Source organism: Azospirillum mesophilum, from assembly GCF_053470405.2.
Map to the genome: position 1 here is coordinate 180,943 of NZ_JBPXMQ020000006.1, position 21,276 is coordinate 202,218.

23 protein-coding genes are annotated in these 21,276 nt (G+C 69.6%); 15 read left to right on the top strand and 8 right to left on the bottom strand.

What is annotated here, in order from left to right; all coding sequences use genetic code 11:
- Positions 1-23: 23 nt before the first annotated feature.
- Entirely contained in the window at positions 24-446 is a 423-nt protein-coding gene (ndk, locus tag ACSVC7_RS09205) for a nucleoside-diphosphate kinase (protein ID WP_448205533.1), read from the top strand.
- 169 nt (positions 447-615) lie between these two features.
- Complete coding sequence (locus tag ACSVC7_RS09210; protein ID WP_448205532.1) at positions 616-1,092, top strand: hypothetical protein; 477 nt, start codon at positions 616-618, stop codon at positions 1,090-1,092.
- Positions 1,093-1,397: 305 nt separating this feature from the next.
- Here ACSVC7_RS09210 and ACSVC7_RS09215 read toward each other — a convergent pair whose 3' ends face one another.
- The 3 genes from ACSVC7_RS09215 to purM form a co-directional block, all read right to left on the bottom strand.
- A complete protein-coding gene (locus ACSVC7_RS09215; RefSeq protein ID WP_448205531.1) occupies positions 1,398-1,550 on the bottom strand; it encodes an aa3-type cytochrome c oxidase subunit IV in 153 nt (50 codons plus the stop codon).
- Between the two features lie 85 nt (positions 1,551-1,635).
- On the bottom strand, positions 1,636-2,289 hold the full coding sequence (gene purN, locus ACSVC7_RS09220) for a phosphoribosylglycinamide formyltransferase (protein WP_448205530.1): 654 nt from the start codon (positions 2,287-2,289) through the stop codon (positions 1,636-1,638).
- A complete protein-coding gene (gene purM, locus ACSVC7_RS09225) occupies positions 2,277-3,311 on the bottom strand; it encodes a phosphoribosylformylglycinamidine cyclo-ligase (RefSeq protein WP_448205529.1) in 1,035 nt (344 codons plus the stop codon). Before purM ends, purN begins: the two co-directional genes overlap by 13 nt.
- Before the next feature lie 156 nt (positions 3,312-3,467).
- On the opposite strand from purM, the gene ACSVC7_RS09230 reads away from it, so the two are divergent.
- The 5 genes from ACSVC7_RS09230 to ACSVC7_RS09250 are packed head-to-tail and all read left to right on the top strand — an operon-like array spanning position 3,468 to position 8,096.
- Positions 3,468-4,937 carry a DUF2066 domain-containing protein gene (locus tag ACSVC7_RS09230; RefSeq protein ID WP_448205528.1) on the top strand — a complete coding sequence of 490 codons (1,470 nt, stop codon included), beginning with the start codon at positions 3,468-3,470 and terminating at the stop codon, positions 4,935-4,937.
- Between the two features lie 58 nt (positions 4,938-4,995).
- Positions 4,996-5,556 carry a CDP-alcohol phosphatidyltransferase family protein gene (locus tag ACSVC7_RS09235; protein WP_448205527.1) on the top strand — a complete coding sequence of 187 codons (561 nt, stop codon included), beginning with the start codon at positions 4,996-4,998 and terminating at the stop codon, positions 5,554-5,556.
- On the top strand, positions 5,553-6,617 hold the full coding sequence (locus tag ACSVC7_RS09240) for an AI-2E family transporter (RefSeq protein ID WP_448205526.1): 1,065 nt from the start codon (positions 5,553-5,555) through the stop codon (positions 6,615-6,617). Before ACSVC7_RS09235 ends, ACSVC7_RS09240 begins: the two co-directional genes overlap by 4 nt.
- A complete protein-coding gene (locus ACSVC7_RS09245) occupies positions 6,614-7,378 on the top strand; it encodes an HdaA/DnaA family protein (protein WP_448205525.1) in 765 nt (254 codons plus the stop codon). Before ACSVC7_RS09240 ends, ACSVC7_RS09245 begins: the two co-directional genes overlap by 4 nt.
- A complete protein-coding gene (locus tag ACSVC7_RS09250) occupies positions 7,317-8,096 on the top strand; it encodes an SDR family oxidoreductase (protein ID WP_448205524.1) in 780 nt (259 codons plus the stop codon). Before ACSVC7_RS09245 ends, ACSVC7_RS09250 begins: the two co-directional genes overlap by 62 nt.
- Positions 8,097-8,117: 21 nt before the next feature.
- Here the strand turns inward: ACSVC7_RS09250 and ACSVC7_RS09255 are convergent, their stop codons facing one another.
- Positions 8,118-8,675: a histidine phosphatase family protein gene (locus ACSVC7_RS09255; protein ID WP_448205523.1), complete on the bottom strand. Its 558-nt coding sequence runs from the start codon at positions 8,673-8,675 to the stop codon at positions 8,118-8,120.
- A gap of 206 nt (positions 8,676-8,881) precedes the next feature.
- On the opposite strand from ACSVC7_RS09255, the gene ACSVC7_RS09260 reads away from it, so the two are divergent.
- The 3 genes from ACSVC7_RS09260 (at position 8,882) to ACSVC7_RS09270 (ending at position 11,542) form a co-directional block, all read left to right on the top strand.
- Positions 8,882-9,529, top strand: coding sequence for a TerC family protein (locus tag ACSVC7_RS09260; protein WP_448205522.1), 648 nt, complete (start codon positions 8,882-8,884; stop codon positions 9,527-9,529).
- 207 nt (positions 9,530-9,736) lie between these two features.
- Positions 9,737-10,495 carry a DUF2383 domain-containing protein gene (locus tag ACSVC7_RS09265; protein ID WP_448205521.1) on the top strand — a complete coding sequence of 253 codons (759 nt, stop codon included), beginning with the start codon at positions 9,737-9,739 and terminating at the stop codon, positions 10,493-10,495.
- A 12-nt stretch (positions 10,496-10,507) separates the two neighbouring features.
- Entirely contained in the window at positions 10,508-11,542 is a 1,035-nt protein-coding gene (locus tag ACSVC7_RS09270) for a YihY/virulence factor BrkB family protein (protein ID WP_448205520.1), read from the top strand.
- Position 11,543: 1 nt separating this feature from the next.
- Here the strand turns inward: ACSVC7_RS09270 and ACSVC7_RS09275 are convergent, their stop codons facing one another.
- The 4 genes from ACSVC7_RS09275 to ACSVC7_RS09290 all read right to left on the bottom strand — a co-directional run bounded on the left by ACSVC7_RS09275 (position 11,544) and on the right by ACSVC7_RS09290 (position 14,895).
- Positions 11,544-12,500 carry an acetyltransferase domain-containing protein gene (locus tag ACSVC7_RS09275; RefSeq protein ID WP_448205519.1) on the bottom strand — a complete coding sequence of 319 codons (957 nt, stop codon included), beginning with the start codon at positions 12,498-12,500 and terminating at the stop codon, positions 11,544-11,546.
- 49 nt (positions 12,501-12,549) lie between these two features.
- Positions 12,550-13,491, bottom strand: coding sequence for a DMT family transporter (locus tag ACSVC7_RS09280; RefSeq protein ID WP_448205518.1), 942 nt, complete (start codon positions 13,489-13,491; stop codon positions 12,550-12,552).
- A 113-nt stretch (positions 13,492-13,604) separates the two neighbouring features.
- Complete coding sequence (locus tag ACSVC7_RS09285) at positions 13,605-14,162, bottom strand: DUF2934 domain-containing protein (RefSeq protein ID WP_448205517.1); 558 nt, start codon at positions 14,160-14,162, stop codon at positions 13,605-13,607.
- Positions 14,163-14,325: 163 nt separating this feature from the next.
- Positions 14,326-14,895 carry a hypothetical protein gene (locus ACSVC7_RS09290; protein WP_448205516.1) on the bottom strand — a complete coding sequence of 190 codons (570 nt, stop codon included), beginning with the start codon at positions 14,893-14,895 and terminating at the stop codon, positions 14,326-14,328.
- Positions 14,896-15,140: 245 nt separating this feature from the next.
- Between ACSVC7_RS09290 and ACSVC7_RS09295 the strand changes: the two genes are divergently transcribed.
- The 5 genes from ACSVC7_RS09295 to ACSVC7_RS09315 all read left to right on the top strand — a co-directional run bounded on the left by ACSVC7_RS09295 (position 15,141) and on the right by ACSVC7_RS09315 (position 21,092).
- A complete protein-coding gene (locus ACSVC7_RS09295) occupies positions 15,141-16,679 on the top strand; it encodes a bifunctional aminoglycoside phosphotransferase/ATP-binding protein (RefSeq protein ID WP_448205515.1) in 1,539 nt (512 codons plus the stop codon).
- Between the two features lie 139 nt (positions 16,680-16,818).
- Positions 16,819-17,685, top strand: a complete 867-nt coding sequence (locus ACSVC7_RS09300; protein WP_448205514.1) for a universal stress protein — start codon at positions 16,819-16,821, stop codon at positions 17,683-17,685.
- Positions 17,686-17,830: 145 nt separating this feature from the next.
- Entirely contained in the window at positions 17,831-18,091 is a 261-nt protein-coding gene (locus ACSVC7_RS09305; RefSeq protein ID WP_448205513.1) for a hypothetical protein, read from the top strand.
- Positions 18,092-18,246: 155 nt separating this feature from the next.
- Complete coding sequence (locus tag ACSVC7_RS09310) at positions 18,247-18,606, top strand: hypothetical protein (RefSeq protein WP_448205512.1); 360 nt, start codon at positions 18,247-18,249, stop codon at positions 18,604-18,606.
- Positions 18,607-18,722: 116 nt separating this feature from the next.
- Positions 18,723-21,092, top strand: coding sequence for a PAS domain-containing sensor histidine kinase (locus ACSVC7_RS09315; RefSeq protein WP_448205511.1), 2,370 nt, complete (start codon positions 18,723-18,725; stop codon positions 21,090-21,092).
- The last annotated feature ends 184 nt before the right edge of the window (positions 21,093-21,276 follow it).

Consider the following 21,276-nt stretch of genomic DNA (forward strand, 5'->3'; position numbering starts at 1 on the left):
CATCTCTGCAGGAGCCCACCGCCATGGCCGTCGAACGGACCCTCTCGATCATCAAGCCCGATGCCACCCGCCGCAACCTGACCGGCAAGATCAACGCCAAGTTCGAAGACGGCGGCCTGCGCATCGTCGCGCAGAAGCGCGTCCAGCTGTCGAAGGCCCAGGCCGAGCAGTTCTACGGCGTGCATCGCGAGCGTCCGTTCTTCAACGACCTCGTCTCCTTCATGATCTCCGGCCCGGTCGTCCTGCAGGTGCTGGAAGGCGAGAACGCCATCGCCCGCAACCGCGAGATCATGGGCGCCACCAACCCGGCCAACGCCGCCGAGGGCACCATCCGCAAGGAGTTCGCCGAGTCGATCGAGGCCAACTCGGTGCATGGCTCCGACGCTCCGGAGACCGCCGCCCAGGAGATCGCCTTCTTCTTCTCCGGCATCGAACTGGTCGGCTGAATTCAGCCATCCGGTTTTCTGGTTTTGCGAGGGGCCGTCCCATTCGGGGCGGCCCTTTGCTTTTTGCGTTTGCGGTTGGTCTCGAACTTGTCCCTGGCGATCGGCACAGCCCCGTGGACAGGCGTGGAAAAGTCGAGTATTCGGGGAATCAACCGCTAGGAGTACCCCGATGGAACGCCAGGACACCAAGCCGATCGTCGCCGCTCTTCTGGAGCCGCTGCCGCCGCTCGTGCAGGGCCGGAACGACCTCGGTGAACCGGGCGTGGTGGAACTGCTGGTGCGCGGCTATGTCGACCAATGCCTCGACGCCTTCCAGCAGGTCCTGGCGGACACCATCGACCAGGATCAGGCCATCGACGCGATCAACGCCCAGGCGACGGCGCTGAACGCGGTGTTCCTGGGCACCAGCGGCTTCAGCACGGTGGTGGTGCATCCCTGGAACTCCCCTGACCAGCTCGGGCAGTTCCTGCGCGATACGCTGGGCCTGGACTTCGAGCCGGAGGATTGCGTCCGCGCGGGCCTGATCCATCTGGCCACCCACGTCATGTACGCGATCCAGGCGGGCCAGAGCGGTTGGGAAGATCAGGTGCACGCCCTGGCCGGCGAAATGCGCGACCTGCTGATGGGCCGCCTGCCGGGCCAGTGAGCGGGAGTTTTTGTAGGTTGGGTTGAGCGCCAGCGAAACCCAACAGCTTCGCATTGCAGCGTGTGTTGGGTTTCGGCGGGGGCCTATTGAAAAAGCCCTTCTCCCCTTGGGGGAGAAGGGTTGGGATGAGGGGTCGTTACGCCCGGAGGGCGGAAAAAGCCGACGTTCTTCCGTTGTCGACGTTTCACCCTCACCCCAACCCCTCTCCCCTCAAGGGAGAGGGGCTTTGGACGTTTCGTCCGCCGCGGGTCGGTATGCAACGGCGGTGAACAATCACCTCAACACACGGACCCTCTATCCGGCGCTTACAGCAGGAAAATCGCCATCAGGATCAGCAGGACGACCACGCCGGCCGTCCCGAAGGTCAGGAAGCGGGTGAAGGCGTGCCAGCCGGCGGCGTGTTCGCGCACCAGTTCGTCGCTGACCGGGTTGTGCCCCTGCTCCAGTCCATGATCCATGACCGCCATTTCTCCCCCCTTGCGATTGGGTCGTTGATCCGGCGGGGAATGTGGGGACCGCGAACGGTTCCGGCAAGGGCTCCGCTCAAGCCGGCGGGTTGACCACGGCGGACAGGGCCGGCGTCGGGCCGGACAGCAGAACGCGGTCGCCCTCGACGCGGGCGCGGCCCTCGGCGATCAGGCGGACGGCCTGCGGGTAGATTCGGTGTTCCGACTCCAGCACCCGGTCGGACAGAGTGTGGGCGTCGTCGCCGGGCAGGACGGGAACCGCCGCCTGCACGATGATCGGACCCTCGTCCATCTCCGGACGCACGTAATGGACCGTGCAGCCGTGGAAGCGCACCCCGGCGGCGATGGCCCGCTCGTGCGTGTCCAGCCCCTTGAAGGAGGGAAGCAGCGAGGGGTGGATGTTGATCAGCCGGTCCTGCCACTGCCCGACGAACCAGGGCGACAGCAGCCGCATGAAGCCGGCGAGGCAAACCAGCTCGACGCCAGCCTCGCGCAGGCGGGCGTCCATCGCTTCCTCGAAGGCCCGCTTGTCGCCGGGGAAGTCGCGGTGGCTGACCACCGCGACCGGCACGCCGGCCTTGGCGGCGCGCTCCAGGCCGTAGGCATCGGCCTTGTTGGAGAGCACCAACGCGATGTCAGCCGGAAAGTCCGGGGCGGCGCAGGCGTCGATCAACGCCTGCAGGTTGCTGCCGCGCCCGGAGATCAGGACGCCAATTTTTAGGCGCGCCATGCCGCGTCCATGCCGGTGACGGTGACGCGGGCCTCGCCGTCCTTGACCGCGTGAACGGTGCCGACGGTGAAGACGGTCTCGCCGCCCTGGGTCAGGATCTCGGTGGCTTGGCTCGCCTTGTCCGCCGGGACGACGACGACCATGCCGAGGCCGGTGTTGAAGGTGCGCGCCATGTCCAGCGGCGTCAGCCCGCCCGTCGTCATCAGCCAGTGGAAGACCGGGGGCAGCGGCCACGCGGCGGCGTCGAGCGTCACGCCCAGCCCGTCCGGCAGGACGCGCGGGATGTTCTCGATCAGGCCGCCGCCGGTGATGTGGGCCATCGCCCGCACCGTGCCGGCGCGGACGGCGGCCAGCGTGCTCTTCACATAGATGCGCGTCGGGGTCAGCAGGGCGTCGCCCAGCGTCTTCGACCCATCCCAGGGGCAGGGCGAGTCGTAGCCGAGGCCCGACTTCTCCACCAGCTTGCGCACCAGCGAATAGCCGTTGGAGTGCACGCCCGAGGAGGCAAGGCCGAGCACCACGTCGCCCGCCTGCACGGCGGAGCCGGTCAGCGCGTTCTCGCGCTCCACGGCGCCGACGGAGAAGCCGGCGAGGTCGTAGTCGCCTTCCGAATACATGCCGGGCATCTCGGCCGTCTCGCCGCCGACCAGCGCGCAGCCGGCCTGACGGCAGCCTTCGGCGATGCCGGCGACGATGGCGCGGCCGGCGGTCACGTCCAGCTTGCCCGTGGCGTAATAGTCGAGGAACAGCAGCGGCTCCGCACCCTGCACGACGAGGTCGTTCACGCACATCGCCACGAGGTCGATGCCCACCGTGTCGTGCTTGTTCGCCAGGATGGCGACCTTCAGCTTCGTGCCGACGCCGTCCGTGGTCGCGACCAGCAGCGGGTCGCGATACCCGGCCGCGCGCAGGTCGAACAGAGCGCCGAATCCGCCCAGCCCGGCGTCGGACCCCGGGCGCGCGGTGGAACGGGCGAGCGGTTTGATCGCGTCAACGAGCGCGTTGCCCGCGTCGATGTCCACGCCGGCCTGCTTGTAGGCGTCGGACGTGTTATTAGACTGGGTGCTGATGGTATCCTCGCTTGGGCTGAGCTATATACCTTTGCCACCTTAGCCGGGCCGTCTCACCAGCCGGGCCATCGGAACGGGCCGAACATACTCGAATCGGAAGGCATTGCAATGCTCCACCGCCGCCGCGCGCCGCTGTTTGCGGGCTTCGCCCCCGTTGTTGTGGCTGCCGCCCTCGTGACCCTGGCCGTTCCGGCCGGTCCCGCCGGGGCGCAAGCGCCGGGTGCCGCCCCGCCCACGGCGGCCGCTGCGGCGCCGGCCGGGGCTGCGCCGGCCGCCGCTCCGGGCACGTCGCCGAACGCCGCGCTGGCGGCGGACGGCTACACGGTGTCGGGCGTGAAGGTGGACGTCAGCGCGGCCAACGCCAACGCCGCCCGCGATCAGGCGATCCGCGAGGCGCAGGTGAAGGCCTGGAACGAGATGTACAAGCGCCTCGTCCCGTCGGCGACGAGCGCGCCGAAGGTCTCCGACAACGACCTCGCCCGGCTGGTCCAGGGCTTCGAGATCGACGACGAGAAGGTCTCGGCCACGCGCTACCTCGGCACCATCACGGTGCGCTTCCGCCCCAACGCGGTGCGCGAGTCGCTGGGCATGGCCGCGCAGCAGTATGTGGAGCCGCCGGCGCGGCCCTTCGTCGTGCTGCCGATCACCGTGACCGACGGGCGCCCCGTGCTGTGGGAAGACCGCACGGCGTGGCGCGAGGCGTGGGAAGGCCGGTCGGCCGGCGGCTCGCTGGTGCCGCTGGTGGTGCCGGACGGCGAGTTGCCGGACATCTCGGCCATCGGCGTGAACGAGGCGCTGGCCGGCAACCCGGAGGCGCTCGCCCGGATCGCCCAGCGCTACAACGCGGGCGGCGTGATCGTCGCCAAGACGGAGATGCCCGCCAAAGGGCCGGACACCGCGCGCCCCCTGGCCGTGGAGGTCACCCGCTACGCGCCCGACGGGTCGCGCGACCAGCAGGCGGTCAACGTGAAGGCCGACCCGTCCGACCGTCCGGCCGACTTCATGAACCGCGCCGTGACCTTCGTGTCCACCGCCATCGACGAGTCCTGGCGCCGCGACAACACCATGGCGACCGGGCCGGAACAGGCCACGCTGGTGCGCGTGCCGCTCCAAGGGCTGAACGATTGGGTCGAAACGCGCAAGCGGCTGGCCGGCGTGCAGGCCGTCACCCGCACCGACGTGGTCTCGCTGAGCCGTTACGAGGCGCTGGTCGCCCTGACCCATCGCGGCGACGTGGACCGGTTGCGTCAGGCGCTGGCGCGCCGCGACCTGGGACTGACCCGCACCGGTGCCGCGGCGACTCCGGTCGCGGCGGCGCCGGGCCAGCTCGCCGCGCCGGGGTCGGAGTGGCAGTTGCAGGTGCTGCCACGCGGCGCCGGGGCCGAGGTGGTGCAGCCGGGAAGCGTCGCCCCGATGGCGTCGCCCGCGCCGATGGGCGCCCCCCAGCCGATGGCGGCGCCCCAGCCCATGAGCGGCGTTGGGGGTGGTGTCGGGGCCGGCGCCGGTCCGGTCGAGGCGCCGGGCGCGCCGCCGCGCGTGCTGGGCACCTTGCCCGCCACGGGTGCCCCCCGCTATTGAGAGCCGCAACATTGAGATCCGTCCCAGGACGGTCCGTGCAACGGCGAATGAGGCCGCGGTGAGCATCCCGAACATCATCACCTTCGGCCGCATCCTGGCCGTGCCCGTCGCCGTCTATTTCATCCTGGCGGGCGAGCTGGGCGTGGCCTTCTGGCTGTTCGTCGGGGCCGGTGTCTCGGACGCGGTGGACGGGGCGGTGGCGCGCATGTTCCGCGCCCGCACGGTGCTCGGCGCCTATCTGGACCCCATCGCGGACAAGGCGCTGCTGGTCAGCGTCTACGTCTCGCTGGGGCATGTGGGCGCGCTGCCGCTGTGGCTGGTGATCCTGGTGGTGTTCCGCGATGTGATGATCATCGGCGGCGTGATGCTGCTGTACACGCTGAAGGAGTCGCTGGCGATGCAGCCGCTCTACATCAGCAAGATCAACACGGCGGTGCAGCTCGCGCTGGCCGCGGCGGTGCTGCTGCCGCCGGGGCTGGGCATGCCGGACATCCACCTGTTCGGGATGGAGCTGGTGCCGCTGCTGACCTGGGCCTGCGCGGTGACGACGGTGCTGTCGGGCTTGGCCTACGTCTATCGCGGCGGGCTGCTGTTCAACCGGCATGGGGGCGTGCCTTGACGCCGGGCAAGCAGCTCCGCTTCTGGCTGATCGGGCTTGGCCTGTTCGCGCTGGCGCTGTGGCTGCTGGCCGGCATGCTGCTGCCCTTCGTGGTGGGGCTGGCGGTCGCCTATCTGCTCGACCCCGTGGTGGACCGGCTGGAGGGATGGCGGCTGCCCCGCTGGCTGGCCACCACGCTGGTGCTGTTGTCCTTCGCGGTCATCCTCGTGCTTTTGACGCTGCTGCTGGTGCCGCTGGTGCAGGCCCAGGTGGCGCACCTGATCGAGGTTCTGCCCAGCTACAGCGCGGCGATGCGGGAACGCGTCCTGCCGATGCTCGACCGGCTGATCCACCGCCTGTCGCCGGAGGATGTGGAGCGGCTGCGCGGGGCCGCCGGCAACTACGCCGGGGAGGTGGTCGGCTGGGTCGGCCGGGTGCTGACGGGCCTCCTGTCGGGCGGGCTGGCGTTGTTTGACGTGCTGTCGGTGCTGTTCATCACGCCGGTCGTGGCCTTCTACCTGATGCGCGACTGGGACCTGCTGGTCGCCAAGGTGGACAGCTGGCTGCCCCTGCACCACGCCGCCACCATCCGCCAGCAGGCGCGGCAGGTGGACGAGACGCTGGCCGGATTCGTGCGTGGGCAGGCGCTGGTCTGCCTGGTGCTGGGCGTGTTCTACGCCGTTGCCCTGTCGGCGGCGGGGCTGGACTTCGGGCTGGTGATCGGGTTGATGGCGGGCCTGCTGTCCTTCATCCCCTATGTCGGGTCGCTGTTCGGATTCGTGTCGAGCACCGGGCTCGCGCTGCTGCAGTTCGACGACTGGTGGCGGGTCGGCGTGGTGGTCGCGATCTTCCTGTTCGGGCAGGCGGTGGAGGGCAACGTCCTGACGCCCAAGCTGGTGGGCGAGAAGGTCGGGCTTCACGCGGTGTGGGTCATCTTCGCGCTGCTGGCCGGCGGCAGCCTGTTCGGATTCGTCGGCGTGCTGCTGGCCGTGCCGGTCGCGGCGGTGATCGGCGTCTTGACGCGCTTCGCGCTCGGCCAGTATCTCGCGAGCCCCTATTACCGGGGCAACGTGCCGTCATGAGCCTCGCAGCGCAGCTTCCCCTCGACCTCGGCCACCGCGCGGCGATGGGGTGCGAGGATTTCCTGGTGGCGCCCAGCAACGCCGACGCGGTGGCGTGGCTCGACCGCTGGCCCGGCTGGCCGGCGCCCGCGCTGACCGTCTACGGGCCGGCCGGCTGCGGCAAGACGCATCTGGGCCATGTCTGGCGGGCGCGCAGCCACGCCCCCATCGCCAATGGGGAGACGCTGGACGAGGCCGACCTGCCAACCTTGATCGCCCGTGCCAACGCGGTGGTGGTCGAGGACGCCGACCGGGTGGCCGGCAAGCCGGCGAAGGAGGAGGCGCTGTTCCACCTCTACAACCTCGCGCGCGACTCGGGCGGCCATCTGCTGCTGCTCTCGCGCAAGCCGCCGTCCCGCTGGCGGACGAAGCTGCCCGACCTGCGGTCCCGCATCAAGGCGGCGCCCGCGGTGGGGGTGGAGGCGCCGGACGACGCGCTGCTTGCCGCGGTGCTGGTGAAGCTGTTCGCCGACCGCCAGCTGCGGCCGGGCATGGACCTGATCACCTACCTGCTGACCCGGATGGAGCGGTCGCTCGATTCGGCGCGGCGGGTCGTGGCGGCGCTTGACCGCGCGTCGCTCGCCGCGCACCGTCCCCTGACCGTCCCGCTGGCCCGCGAGGTGCTGGCGGAACTGGACAACGAACCGGGAGGGAACGAGCATGGATCTGGGAATCGCCGGTCGCCGCGCCATCGTCTGCGCAGCCAGCAAGGGGCTGGGTAAGGCCTGCGCGATAGCCCTTGCCGCCGAGGGCGTGCAGGTCACCATCACCGCGCGCGGCCGCGACCTGCTGGAGGCGACGGCCGAGGAAATCCGCAAGGCGACCGGCGCCACGGTGACCACCGCCGTCGGCGACATCGCGACGGAGGAGGGGCGCGCCGCGGCGCTCGCCGCCTGTCCGGAGCCGGACATCCTCGTCAACAACGCGGGCGGCCCGCCGCCGGGCGACTTCCACGAGTGGGAGCGGGAGCACTGGATCCGCGCCGTGGAGGCCAACATGCTGACCCCCATCTTCCTCATCAAGGCGACGGTGGACGGCATGATGGCCCGCCGGTTCGGGCGCATCGTCAACGTCACCTCCGCGGCCGTGAAGGCGCCGATTTCCAACCTCGGCCTGTCCAACGGGGCGCGGGCGGGGCTGACCGGCTTCGTCGCGGGGCTGTCGCGCCAGACGGTGCGGCACAACGTGACCATCAACAACCTGCTGCCCGGCCCCTTCGAGACCGACCGCCTGCGCACCACCATGGAAGGGGCAGCCAAGGCCGCCAACCGCAGCGTCGACGAGGAGCTGGCCGCCCGCCGCGCCACCAACCCGTCCGGCCGCTTCGGCGACCCGGCGGAATTCGGGGCGATGTGCGCCTTCCTCTGCTCCGCCCAGGCCGGCTTCATGACCGGGCAGAACGTGCTGCTGGACGGCGGCGCCTATCCGGGAACGCTGTAGAGGGAAGGGGACGCCGGGCCGTCACCGCCCGTGGCGGTCCGGCTTTTCGAAGACGTAGAGCTTTCCGTTCTCCGGCAGGCGGAACTTCGGACCCCGGAAGCCCTGGCGTACCAGTTCCTTGCGCAGGAAGATCATGAAGCCCGCGTGGCCGACGACCAGCGTGTTTTCCGTGATCGTCGGCACCACGTCGTTGGCGAAGGTCTTCACGTTGTTGAGGAAGGCCGTCTTTGCGTCGAGCTGCGACCGGTGAGAGGTCAGCCAGGCGATCCGCAGCATCATCTTCCAGAACGGAAAGGGCATGCGGATGTTGGTCCGGGCGATCGGGTTCAGCGCCGGTTCGCGCAGCATCGGGGTCGGCTCGATGGGTCCCTGGAAGATCGCCTGGGCCGTCTTGAAGGCGCGCGGCGAGTCGCTGGAGATGCAGCGGGTCCACGGAATGCCGCCCAGGTCGACGTCGCCCGGCCGTATCTCCGCCCCGTCATACGCGTTCAGCCACTGGGAAATCTGTTCCGGCGTCATCCATTCCCGGCTCGGCAGGCCGAGGACGACTTCGAAGTGGCGAACGAGGCCGATTTTCATTGTTGTCCGCTTTGGTTTCTTGTTGGCGCCCGACATTCCGACAGAAAACCTGTAGCTGCGCAACGGGGCACGGGCTCACCCAATGGGGGGAGCGACCGCAACCTCCGTGCCGGACGCGGCGCAGGCTTGCGGCCGACCGAGCTTGCGCCGGGCGCCGCCTTGGGGCTAATAGGGCAGCCACACGCTCGGATTGAGGAAAATTGGCCGTGCTAGAGACGTATCTTCCCCAGCTGGCCGCGCTTGGTCAGGTGGTCCTGATCGACCTTGTGCTGGCGGGCGACAACGCCATCGTCGTCGGCATGGCCGCGGCCGGGGTCGCCCGCGAAAAGCGGGCCCGAGTGATCTTCTGGGGCATCTCGGCGGCCGTGGTGCTGCGCATCCTGTTCGCGCTGGTCACCACCCATCTTCTCAACATCATCGGGCTGACCTTCGCCGGCGGGCTTCTGCTGCTGTGGGTCTGCTGGAAGCTGTTCCGCGAGCTGCGCGGCCAACGGGAGGAGGCCATGGCCGCCGCCCTGGTCGCGGAGGAGGAGGGCGCCGACAACGCGCCGTCCCCTGTCGGCGGCGGAAAAGCCGTGAAGACGGCGGTGTGGGAGGTGATCGTCGCCGACGTGTCCATGTCGCTCGACAACGTGCTGGCCGTGGCGGGCGCCGCGCGGGAGCATCCCTATATCCTGGCGCTTGGCCTTCTGCTGTCGGTCGGTCTGATGGGGGCCGCGGCGAGCGTCATCGCGCGGCTGCTGAACCGGTACCACTGGATTGCCTACATCGGCCTTGCGGTGATCGCCTATGTGGCCCTGGAAATGATCTGGCGCGGCAGCGTGGAAATCGTCGTCGCCGCGAACGTGCTTTAGCCCTTTGAGCGGGAGCGTGGCCGGCCCTGGCCGGTCTCGCGCCTGCGGAACCTTCGCCTTTCGTACGTGTTGCTTGGCGGCAGCCTCAAGAGGGGAGTCGCCGGCATGAACCGAGCCACGGACACGCATGTAAACACGGGTGGGGCCACCCGCGTTTACGCCGACACGGGTAGCGCAGAGCCCACGCCCCCGTCCCCGTCATCGTCCATGTCCCCGTCATCGCTCCCGCCGGCGCCCCCGCGCGGGCGACGCGGGAAAGATGAGATCGAGCAGGACATCCACACCATCCGCGCGCGGATGGACTCGGTGCTCGACGAGATCGAGTTCCGCCTGTCCCCCGGCCAGCTGTCGGGCGGCGTCATCGACGTGGTGCGCGATGTGGCGCAGGGCAACCCGACGCGCATCGCCCGCGCCATCCGCTCCAACCCCTGGCCGCTGGCCGTCATGGCCGCCGGGGCGTTGTGGCTGGCCTGGAACGTCTCGCGCACGCCCGAACTCGCCACGACCGCGCCGGGCAGCCCGGCCGGCTTCCTTGACGACCGGACCATCCGCAACATGCTGAGCGACCTCGTCATGGTCTGCCGGCAGGGAGCGACCGGATTCCGGCAGGCCGAGCTGGTGCTTGACGATCCGGGGCTGACGCCGCGCCTGACCCAGGTGGCCGCGCAGTTCGACCGCAGCGCCGCGGCGCTGGACGACGAACTGCGGCGCCGTGGCGGCGCGCCGGCGTTCGAAGAGGAGGTGCACCCGGTCTGGGGCGACCTGCACGGCGAGTTGGGCGGCGCCCGGTCGCGGGGTGCGGTTCTGGCGGGGCTGGAGCGCGGCGTGGACAACGCCCTGGCGCTGTTCCGCGAAGCCCTGCATGAGGAATTGCCGGAAGAGCTGCGGGTGGTCATCGGCGCCCATTTCCACGAGATCGAGACGGTGCGCCATCGCGTGGGCGCGCTGCGCGAAGCGGTCGCGTAAGGGGGCGCCGGCATGCTGGGACTGAGCCGACGCCACCATTACAAATACCCGCGCGTCCAGATGGACGACCGGGGCCGCGGCGCCGAGAGGGACGGCCGGGGCCGCAGCGCCGAGAAGCCGACGGACATCCCCAAGGAGGGCTGGAAGGACATCCTCTGGCGCACCTGGGAGGAGCAGAGCAAAGACAACATCTCCATCGTCGCAGCCGGCGTAGCCTACTACGCGCTGTTCGCCATCTTCCCGGCCATCGGTGCGCTGGTGTCGATCTACGGCCTCGTCTTCGACCCGGCGGGGGTGGAGCGGCAGGTTGAACAACTCGCCGGCCTGTTGCCGGGAGAAGCGCTGAATGTTCTGCGCGACCAGGCGCACAGCGTGGCGTCCGCGCCAAAGCAGGGGCTGGGCTTCGGCGTGCTGTTCGGCTTTGTGCTGACACTGTGGAGCGCGTCGCGCGGGGTCAACTCGCTCATCACCGCGCTGAACATCGCCTATGGCGAGGAGGAGCGGCGCAGCTTCTTCCGGCTTGCGCTCATTTCGGTGGCGATGACCATCGCGGCGCTGCTGTTCATCATCGTGACGCTGGGCCTGATCGTGGCAGTGCCAGCCGTGATCACTATGCTGGGGCTGAAGGACACGCCTATCGGCTGGATCGCGAGTCTGGCGCGCTGGCCCATCCTGGCGGGGGCGATCATGGTGGTGCTTGCGGTGCTGTACCGCTACGGCCCCGACCGGCGGGAGCCGAAATGGCGCTGGGTGACCTGGGGATCGGCCATCGCGACGATCCTTTGGATCCTCGCGTCGGTCGGTTTCTCGGTCTACGTCTCCCACTTCGGCAGCTACAACCAGACCTACGGGTCGGTCGGTGCGGGCATCATTCTTCTGCTGTGGTTCAACCTGACCTCCTACGTGATCCTGATGGGGGCGGAGCTAAACGCCGAGATCGAGCACCAGACCGCCCGCGACACCACGGACGAGGATGGGCGCGGCGAGAAGCCGCTTGGCCAACGGAACGCCCATGTCGCCGACACGGTGGGCCGGCGGCGGGCCTGAGCTATTTGGAGTCTGAGCAGCGCTGGATGATGCCGTTCACCGAGGCCTGCTCCTTGGTGGTGAGCCGGTCGTTGATGAAGCCGGTCCACAGGTCGGCGCGGGCGAGGTCGTCGGTGACGCAGCGGCAGCGGGCGGTGCATTGCGCCGTTTCGCCGCCGCTGTTCAGGCAGGCGGCGGCGCAGGATTCCTGGAAGTTCCGCACGTCCGGCGGCTCGACTCCGATGCCGAGGGCCGCCAGCGACAGAGCGCCGAACAGCAGCGGCTGGTGGATCAGGTAGATGGGGAGGCTGTGCCGCCCCGCCCAGGCGAAGCCGCGGCCGAACGCGTTGCGCGGCGCGGCCGCTTTTCGTGGGCGCCAGAGGCGGCCCAGCGCGATGCCGAACAGCACGCCGCCGAACCAGGGGAACAGGGGCACGTAATCGTTTGATTCCGGCGCGTAGGTCATCAGCCCGACCCAGCGCAGCCAGGGCGCGTCGAACAGGGGCAGCGCCACGGTCTTGCCGACGGCGATCACCGCCGCCCCCAACGCCAGCGTCACCGGCCAGGGCAGCCGGACGAAGGCGAGGCCCAGCACGCTCGCCAGCGCGATGTGGTGCAGCACGCCGAAGAAGATCGGGCTGTCCGGGAACATCGCGTAGGACACCCCAGACACCGCCCCCGCCGCCAGCACCAGCAGGAACAGGCGGCGCAGGAAGCGGCGGCGGTCCAGCCCCCGCTCCGTCGCCAGCACGAGGCTCACCCCGGCCAGCAGCAGGAAGCTGCCGAGGATCACCGTCCGCGCGGCCAGCCACAGCGGGTCGGTCAGCAGATCGAATTGCGCCAGCCCCAGGAAGGTCAGGTCCCAGGATGCGTGATAGGCCGCCATGGCGAGCAGGGCGACGCCCCGCGCGACGTCGACGGCGCCGAGCCGGCTGCTCGCGTCTTTGGAGAGCGCGGGGAAGGGGGGAAGGATCGGCATCGCGCGTTTCTGCCGGATCCGGGCCGGGCTGTCCACGCCTTGCCGACGCTCAATCGTCGCCGGCGGGAGCCGGTTCGGTGACGGGCAGGCGCTTACGGGTTTCGCGGTGCAGGATGTAAAGGCCGCTCGCCGCGACGACGGAGGCGCCCAATGCGAGCTGGATGGTCGGCACCTCGTTCCACAGCAGCCAGCCGAACAGCACCGCCCACAGCAGAGAGGCGTAGTTGAACGGCGCCACCACCGCCGCCGGGGCCAGGGAGTAGGCGCGGGTGAGCAGAAGCTGCGCGCCGCCGCCCAGCAGCCCCATCGCCACCAGCAACCCGATGTCGGCGAGGTTGTCCGGCGTCACCCAGACGAAGGGCATCGCCAGCGCCAGGATCAGGGTGGAGATGGCCGTGAAGTAGAGGACGATGGTGTTCGGCGGCTCGCTCTTGCTCAGCTGCCGGATGGCGATCATGGCGAAGGATTGGGTGAAGGCCGCCGCCAGCGCCACCAGCGCGCCCAGGTGCAGCAGCGAATCCCCGCTCGGCCGCACCATGATCAGCACGCCTGCGAAGCCGACCAGCACCGCGCTCCACCGGTGGATGCCCACCTTCTCACCCAGCAACGGCACCGACAGCGCGGTCAGGAACAGGGGCGAGGAAAAGTTCAGCGCCACCGCGTCGCCCAGCGGCAGCAGGTGATAGGACCAGAACATCAGCGACATGCAGGTCACGCCGATGACCGAGCGCCAGAGATGGCCCCACGGGCGCTGCGTGCGCAGGCCGGACCGCCAGCCGCCCTGAAGCGAGACGGCAAGCCCGACGGGAAGCAGCGCGAAGGCGTTGCGGAAGAAGGTCACCTCGGCGACCGGGTAGCGGTCGGCGAGGATCTTCACCAGCACGTTCATCATCGAGAACACGAACACCGACCCCAGCATCATGGCGATGCCGAGCGGCGTGTTGTCCACGCGGGTGTGCGGGCGGGCGGGGGAGAGCGAGGGAGCGGTCACCCGCGAATGCTAGCAAAGCGAAGCTGCCCGCGTCACGTTGCCGCAACGCGGGCGGTCATGCCCTGGCGGAATGGCCGCCCTGCGACGGCCAGACCTTCGGCGGCGGTGCCGGATCAGCGCTGCTTCAGCAGATCGGCGATCTCGGCCTCGGCGCGCAGCCAGTGATCCATCTCGCGGCCTTCCGGACGGCCCTCGCGCTCCCAAATCTCGTAGGCGCGTTCCTGGACCATGCGGTTCTGCTGGCCGCGCAGCAGGCCCTCGGCGATGTGCATGTTGATGCGCGACAGCGACACCAGCTTGCGCGCCTCGATGGAGCCCTTGGTCGCTTCCATGGTGGTGGTGTAGACGTACTGCGCAAGATTGCGCAGGTTGGCCTTCACCTCCGTATCGAGGGTGTTTTCCTCGTTCTGGAGGACCGTCTTGATGGCGATCCACAGGCGCAGATTGTGGTCGAGCGCAAAGTTCGCCTTTTCCGGCGTGTCGGCCTCGACCAGCAGGCTGGCGGCGTGCAGCAGGGCGACCGCGTCCTGCTCGATGATCGTGAAGTTCGTCCGCAGGACGATTTCCGCACCGGTGTCGGTGGCGAGCGCCTCGGCGTTTTCGGGCGACTGGACGGTTTCGGCCGCCTTCGTGGCGGTCTTTGTGGTGGCGGTCTTGCGCTTGGTGGCCATGTTCGGATCCCCGGCAGTAATCCCATGGCCAATAGAAACGGCCATTCTTAATATAGGGTTAAGGCTAGAATTCGAAGGACTTCCACGCAGCCCTGGCGACTAGTCCAGCGCGCGGTGAGTCGATGACGATTATATTGCGGCGCAAAATTCCATCGCGCCGGGGTCATTGGCCGGTAAGGGCGCCGATGGGCAGGCGGTAGTAAAAGCCGAAGACGTTGTTCGTCGAATTGCCGGATTCGGCCGGGGAACCCGTGGTGTCGATGCGGCTGTAGCCGAGGCTGAAGCGCGACTTGTTCTCGAATTCGTAACCGAGTTCGAGTTGGGAGCGGAACTCCATGGTGGGGCTCGGGTCGCGGGCCGTGCGGGTCGCCCGCGGCAGCGTGCCGGCGCCGACGCTGGGCGTGAAGACGAAAGAGCCGAGCGGCACGTCGATCAAAATGCCGCCCATACCATGCAGGCTGCCGTCCACCGGCTGCGGGTTCACCGCCACCCAGGGGCGGATGTCGGCGTAAGGCTCCAGCTTGGGAAGCAGCGAGGTGCCGATCCTTACCTTGCTGTAGAGGTCCGAGACGCGGGGTTCGGAGGGCTCGCCCGTCGCGTAGGCCAGCGCGCCGATCGTCCAGTTCCCGATCCGGTCACCGGTCGCCGCGCCGTCCTGGGCGCGCGCCGGATGCGCGAGCGCGAAGCCCGCCGCCAGTGCCACCACGAAGCAGAACCAGGAATTGCGACCCACGGCGGCAGACTCCCGATTACATTACGGCCCCGATCACAATACGGCCCGGCCCACCGTACACGACCCATCCCCGTTACAGTTGTGTCATTACGGGTGCGCGTCGCGCGGCTGCAAGCGGGTATCCGTGCTACTTCCTTGATGTCGTGGCGCAATCGCCCCGCGTCAATGGGGGAGATGGGATCCCTTCTTTCGTGGCAAACCGGAGAGGACGTATGCCTGGCCCACGGACGTGCTAGACTCGCCCCATGCAGCCGGCCCGCCCCGATCCCGTGCAGGAGGAGGTCGCGACCTTCCTCGGCGACCCGCGCAGCCACGGCGACGCGGCGGTGCGGCGCGTGGACACCCACGCCGCCATGGTTTTCCTGGCGGGCGAGCGCGCCTACAAGCTGAAGCGCGCCGTGCGCTACCCCTACCTGGACTTCTCGACGGTGGAGCGGCGGGAGGCCGCCTGCCGTGCCGAGCTGGCGCTGAACCGGCGCACCGCGCCGACCCTGTATCTGGACGTCCTGCCGGTCGTGCGGCGGGCCGACGGCGGGTTGGCGCTGGGCGGTGAGGGTGTGGCGCTCGACTGGGTGGTCGTGATGCGGCGCTTCCCGGACGAGGCGTTGCTGGACCGGATGGCGGAGCGGGGCGCCCTGACCGACGCGCTGATGCGCGACCTCGCCGACGCCGTCGCGGCCTTCCACCAAAGCGCGCAGCCCCGCCCGGACGGCGGCGGGGCCGAGGCCATGCGCGCGGTCGTCGAGGGCAACATCGCCGAACTGCGCGACCGTCCCGCCCTGTTCGCGCCGGAGCGGGTGGAGCGGCTGGCCGAACACTCCGCCGACGCGCTGGCGCGGCTCGCCCCTCTGATGGAGGAGCGACGCCGGGCCGGATTCGTGCGGCACTGCCACGGTGACCTGCACCTGCGCAACATCGTGCTTCTCGATGGAAAGCCGACCCTGTTCGACGGCATCGAGTTCGACGAGTCCTTCGCCGTGATCGACGTCGCTTACGACCTTGCCTTCCTGCTGATGGATCTGGAGCAGCGGGACCTGCGCGGGTTCGGCAACGCCGTGCTGAACCGGTATGTCGAGGCGACCGGGGACGTGGGCGGCCTTGCCCTGCTGCCCCTGTTCCTGTCGGCGCGCGCCGCCATCCGGGCGAAGGTTGCGGCCGCCGCCGCCGCTGTCCAGCCGGACCGGGATGTCGCGGCGGGGCTGGAGCGCGAGGCTGTCGCCCATCTCGACCACGCCCTGCGCGCGCTGGAGCCGCCGCCGACGCGGCTGGTGGCGGTCGGCGGGCTGTCGGGCACGGGCAAGTCGCTGCTGGCGCGGTCGGTGGCACCGGCGCTCGGCCCGGAGCCGGGGGCGGTCGTGCTGCGCTCCGACGTGCTGCGCAAGCGGCGGTTCGGGGTGGCGGAGACGGACCGCCTGCCGCCGGAGGCCTACCGGCCGGAGGTCACCGCACTTGTCTACGCGGATCTGGTGGAGCGCGCGCGGGCGGTGCTGGCGGCCGGGCACGCCGCCGTGGTGGACGCCGTCCACGCCCGGCCGGAGGAACGCGCCGCCATCGCCGCCGCGGCGCGCGAGGCCGGCGTCCGATTCGACGGGCTGTGGCTGGAAGCGCCGCTGGATGTCCGCGTCGCCCGCGTGTCGGCGCGGCGCGGTGACGCCTCCGACGCGACGGCCGAGGTGGTGCTCCGGCAGGATGCCTACGAGATCGGAGCGATGACGTGGCTGCGTGTCGATGCTGGCAGGGATGCGGCGGAAACGCTTGCGGTCATGCTGGAAAGACTGGCGTAATTCCAGGGGAAACGGGCGCACCGCCTTCGGATGCGGTACAATGCCCGCATGAACCCGGTGCGATGGCCTTGCCGCGCTGGACGCGGTGCCCCTGACCACCGTCCTAAAAGGGCCGGCGGAAACGGCCCGGGGGGAGAACATGTCACTGAAGACGATTCTCGTGCCGATGGCCGGCACCGACAGCGATCCGGTGGCGCTGAACGCCGCCTTGCAGGTCGCACGCGGCTTCGACGCCCATGTCGACGCGCTGTTCGTGAAACTCGACCCGCGCGACGCCGTGCCCATGCTGGGCGAGGGCATGTCGGGCGCCATGGTCGAGGAGATCATGCGCGCCGCCGAGGGCGAGGCGAACTCGCACCTCCAGGTCGCCCGGCGCACATTCGAGTCGGTCGTCCAGGACGCCCAGGTGGAACTGCGCGACGCGCCCTCCGGCATCGAAGGCCCGTCGGCGCGCTGGCGCGAGGTGGTCGGGCGCGTGGAGGACGTGGTGCCGGTGGAAGGGCGCCTCGCCGACCTGCTGGTCTTCGCCCACACCCGGCTGGACAGTGACACGCAGGCCTACGCCACGGTGGAAACCGCCCTGCTGGGCGCCGCCCGCCCGCTGCTGCTGGTGCCCGGCGCCCTGCCGGCGACCATCGGCCGCAAGGTCACCGTCGCCTGGAACGGCAGCCCCGAGTCCGCCCGCGCGCTGGCCGCCGCGATGCCCTTCATCCGCACGGCCGAGGCGGTGCATGTGCTGACCGCCGAGACCTCCGCCACCCAAGCTGCGGCAGGTCGTCGCATGGCCGATTATCTGGCTTGGCATGGAGTTAACGTTCAGTTAACTATATTGAAACCGGGATCGGAACCCGTCGGCCAGACCATCATCACAAAGGCCACGGAGCTTGGGTCCGACCTCCTCGTCATGGGGGGCTACGGGCACAGCCGGATGCGGGAATTGATCCTGGGCGGCGTGACTCGCTACGTGCTGAACCACGCCAGCCTGCCTGTCCTGATGGCCCACTAGGCGCTTCTCGGCCGGGCCATCGCCGGGGCGGGCACCCAGATCCGACGCGCGGCGCTGTCTTTTGCGGAAGGCGCCCTCCACGCCGGTGGTGAACAACCACGGGGGCCGCCCTGCTGCGGCCCGGCACAGGGGAAGGGAACGCGCCATGTTGACGATCAACGATTGCATCGCTCTCAGCGACCTGACCGAAGACGAGATCGACGCCATCGCGGAGCATGAGCATCTGCCGGAGATGGTGGCCGTGGAACTGGGCTGCTGCCTGATCCACACCCCCGAAGGATCCCGCCGGATCGCCCGCATCATCCGCGACGACATCGAAAAAGCCCGCAGCCATGGGCAGGCCCGGCACGCCGAACAGCTGACCGTGGTCCTGGACGGCTTCGTGTCGCACCACGCGTCGATGTAGGCGGAAACGGGGAGCTTTACGGTTCTGGGGAGACGCGGCGAGCGCCGGAACAACCGGGCCGCCGGCACCGTTGGGGAAGGGAGGAAACGGCGGGGAGCGCGCGGAGGAGGCGCTCCCCGTTGCAGCGTAAGGCCGCCGCGAAAGGACGAACGCCCGTGCCGCTCAAGACCATCCGCCTGGAACTGGCCCGCACCCCCGACCACCCGGAGGGCAGCGCCGACCATGGCTACGAGTTCACCGCGCCGCTGACCGGCGACGGGCATCTGGACCTCGACGAATGGCGCGCCCACAAGGACGCCTGCAAGGTCCACCGCTTTTGGCGGGGCGAGGACGACCAGAACGGCCGGCTGGTCCATCGCGGTAAGACGTGGCTGTTCGATTACGACGAAGACGACACGGACGACGACGAACCGATCTTCCGCTTCGACCGCCACCGCATGGTGGAGGGGGAATACGTCTCCATCACCGAACATGACGGGGTGCAGCGGACCTTCCGCGTGGTGTCCGTGCGCTGACCCTGCTCCTGCGACAATCCGCGCGCCATCCTTTCGTCCATGCCGTGACGCTTCAGTTCCCGTTCGCCTGCGGGTAGAGTCCGTGCGGGGGTCCAATCGGGGCGGGGTGAGCACGGGTGGCGGCGGACGCGATCCTTCCGGAATCTGGCATCCTTTTGGAGACCGGTGGGCCGGAGCCTGACGGGGCGCTGCTGGTGGTCCGCTGGCGCGACACGCCGGGTTATCCGGTCGACGCCGTGTCGTCCGCCATTCTCGACCGGCTCGGGCGTGCGTCCAACGCTCCGGGGCTGTCGCTTTTCGATATCCTTCATCCACTGGACCGGGAACGCTTCGCGGCGGAGATTGTCAAGGCGCGGGCCTGCGGCCATGACCGGGTGCGCCATCTCGACCACCGCGTGATCGGCGGCGATGGACGGGTGCTGTGGTGGCAAACGGTCACCATCCTGCACCCGCAGCCGGACGGCGCGACCCGCGCGGTCAGCCACGCATTCGACGTGACGGATCTGCGCGGCTGCCGGGCCGCCCTGCCGGGGCAGGCGTCGGACTGTGCGGAGCGGGTGCTGCTGCGGGCGATGCTGGATTCCATCCCCGACCTGATCTTCTTCAAGGACCCGAACAGCATCTTCCTGGGCTGCAACCGTGCCTTCGCGGATTTCATCGGCAAGGCGGAGGAGGAGGTCGTCGGCTGCACCGACTTCGACCTCGTCCCGCAAGACCTCGCCCTCAGCTTCCGCGAGCATGACCGGGACGTGCTGCGCTCCCGCCGGCCCCACCGGGCGGAGGAGACGGTGCGTTGCCGCGACGGGCGCGCGGTGCTTCTGGAGACCATCAAGACGCCCTATTACGGGCCGTCGGGAGAGTTGCTGGGGCTGGTCGCCGTGGCCCGCGACGTTACCGAGCCGCGGAGTGCTGAGGATACGCTGCGCACCCTGTCGCTGGCCGTGGCGCGCAGCCCGGTGGCCGTCGTCATCACCGACGCGATGGGCAAGGTGGCCTACATCAACCCGCGCTTCGCCACCATGACCGGCCACGATCCGGCCGACGTGCACGACCTGGAGGCCTTCGCGCGGAGCTTCGCCGAGCCCGGCACCGGCCAGTTCCGGGAGATGTGGCGCGCCCTGTCGGGCGGGGACACATGGCAGGGCGAGCTGCCGGCCCGGCGCGCCGATGGCGGCTTCTATTGGGCGGCGATCACCATCGCGCCGGTGAAGGACGCCGATGGCCGGATCACCAACTTCATCGGCTCCGCCGACGACGTGACGGAGCGACGCCAGGCGGAGGAGCACATCCGCCGCGCCCAGAAGATGCAGGCGGTCGGCGTGCTGGCCGGCGGCATCGCCCACGACTTCAACAACATCCTGACCGCCATCCTCGGCTACAGCCATCTGGCGCTGGACAGCCTGCCGGACGGGACGGAGGTGCGCGACGACGTCGCCCAGGTGACCATCGCCGCCCAGCGCGCCAAGGGGCTGGTCCAGCAATTGCTGACCTTCTCGCGCAAGGAAAAGGCCGGGCGGGAGGTGGTGGACCTGCGCGAGGTGGCCGAGGAGGCGCTGAAGCTCGTCCAGCCGACGGTGCCGCTGGATATCACGCTGCGCTTCCTGTGCGACGACGGCCCGATGCCCATCCTGGCGGCGCCGACGCAGCTTCATCAGGTGGTGCTCAACCTGTGCAAGAACGCGGTGGACGCCATCGGCGGCGACGACCTGCGCGGCGGCGGAGAGCCCGTCCGGCTGATCGTGGTCACCCTGGCCCACGCCTCCGTCGGTGCCCCGAAGGAGCTGGCGCGGGCGCGGCTGAATCCGGGCCGCTACCTGTGCCTGACCGTGGCCGACACCGGCTGCGGCATGGAGGCGGCGCTGCTCGACCGCATCTTCGAGCCCTTCTTCACCACCAAGGCGGTGGACAAGGGGACCGGTCTGGGGCTGGCGGCCGTGCACGGCATCGTCGCCGACCATGGCGGCGTCATCGACGTGGTCAGCGCCCCCGGCGAGGGGACATCCTTCTCCATCTACCTGCCGCGCCACGACCCCGAACTGGGGCATCGGGCCATGGAGCGCGGGCGCGGCCGCGTGCTGCTGGTCGGCGACGAGCGGACGATGCTGGGCATGGCCGGGCGGCTGCTGCGGATGCAGGGGTTCCGGGTCGTGACCTCGTCCAGCAGCCGGCGCGGGCTGGCGCTGTTCACCATCGCGCCGGAGCGATTCGACATCGTGGTCCTGGAACAGAGCGCCGCGGCGCAGACCTGGAGGCTGCTGACGCTGGCGCGGGCCTTCGGTGCGGCGTCGCCGGGCATTCCGATCCTGGTCTGCGCCACCCCCGACAGCGACCTGGAGGGGGCGGCCTTCGCGGCGGCCGGCGTCACGCGCATCCTGCGCACGCCGGTGGTGCCGGACCAGTTCGTGACCCTGGTGGGCCAGCTCGTGGACGAGCGTCTGGCCCAGAAATCCGCACGCGAACCCGAACCGGCGGCGGCCGAATTATGATGGCCGCCGGCTCATGATCAGTGGGATCGCATTTGGCGTTTTAGCCCTCTCCCCTCTGGGGAGAGGGTGGCCCGGAGGGCCGGTGAGGGGGTTGCGCTTTTGCCGAACGTTCCGCCACGCGCAACCCCCTCACCCTAACCTTCTCCCCGGAGGGGAGAGGGAATTGAATTGCGATTGCCCTGGA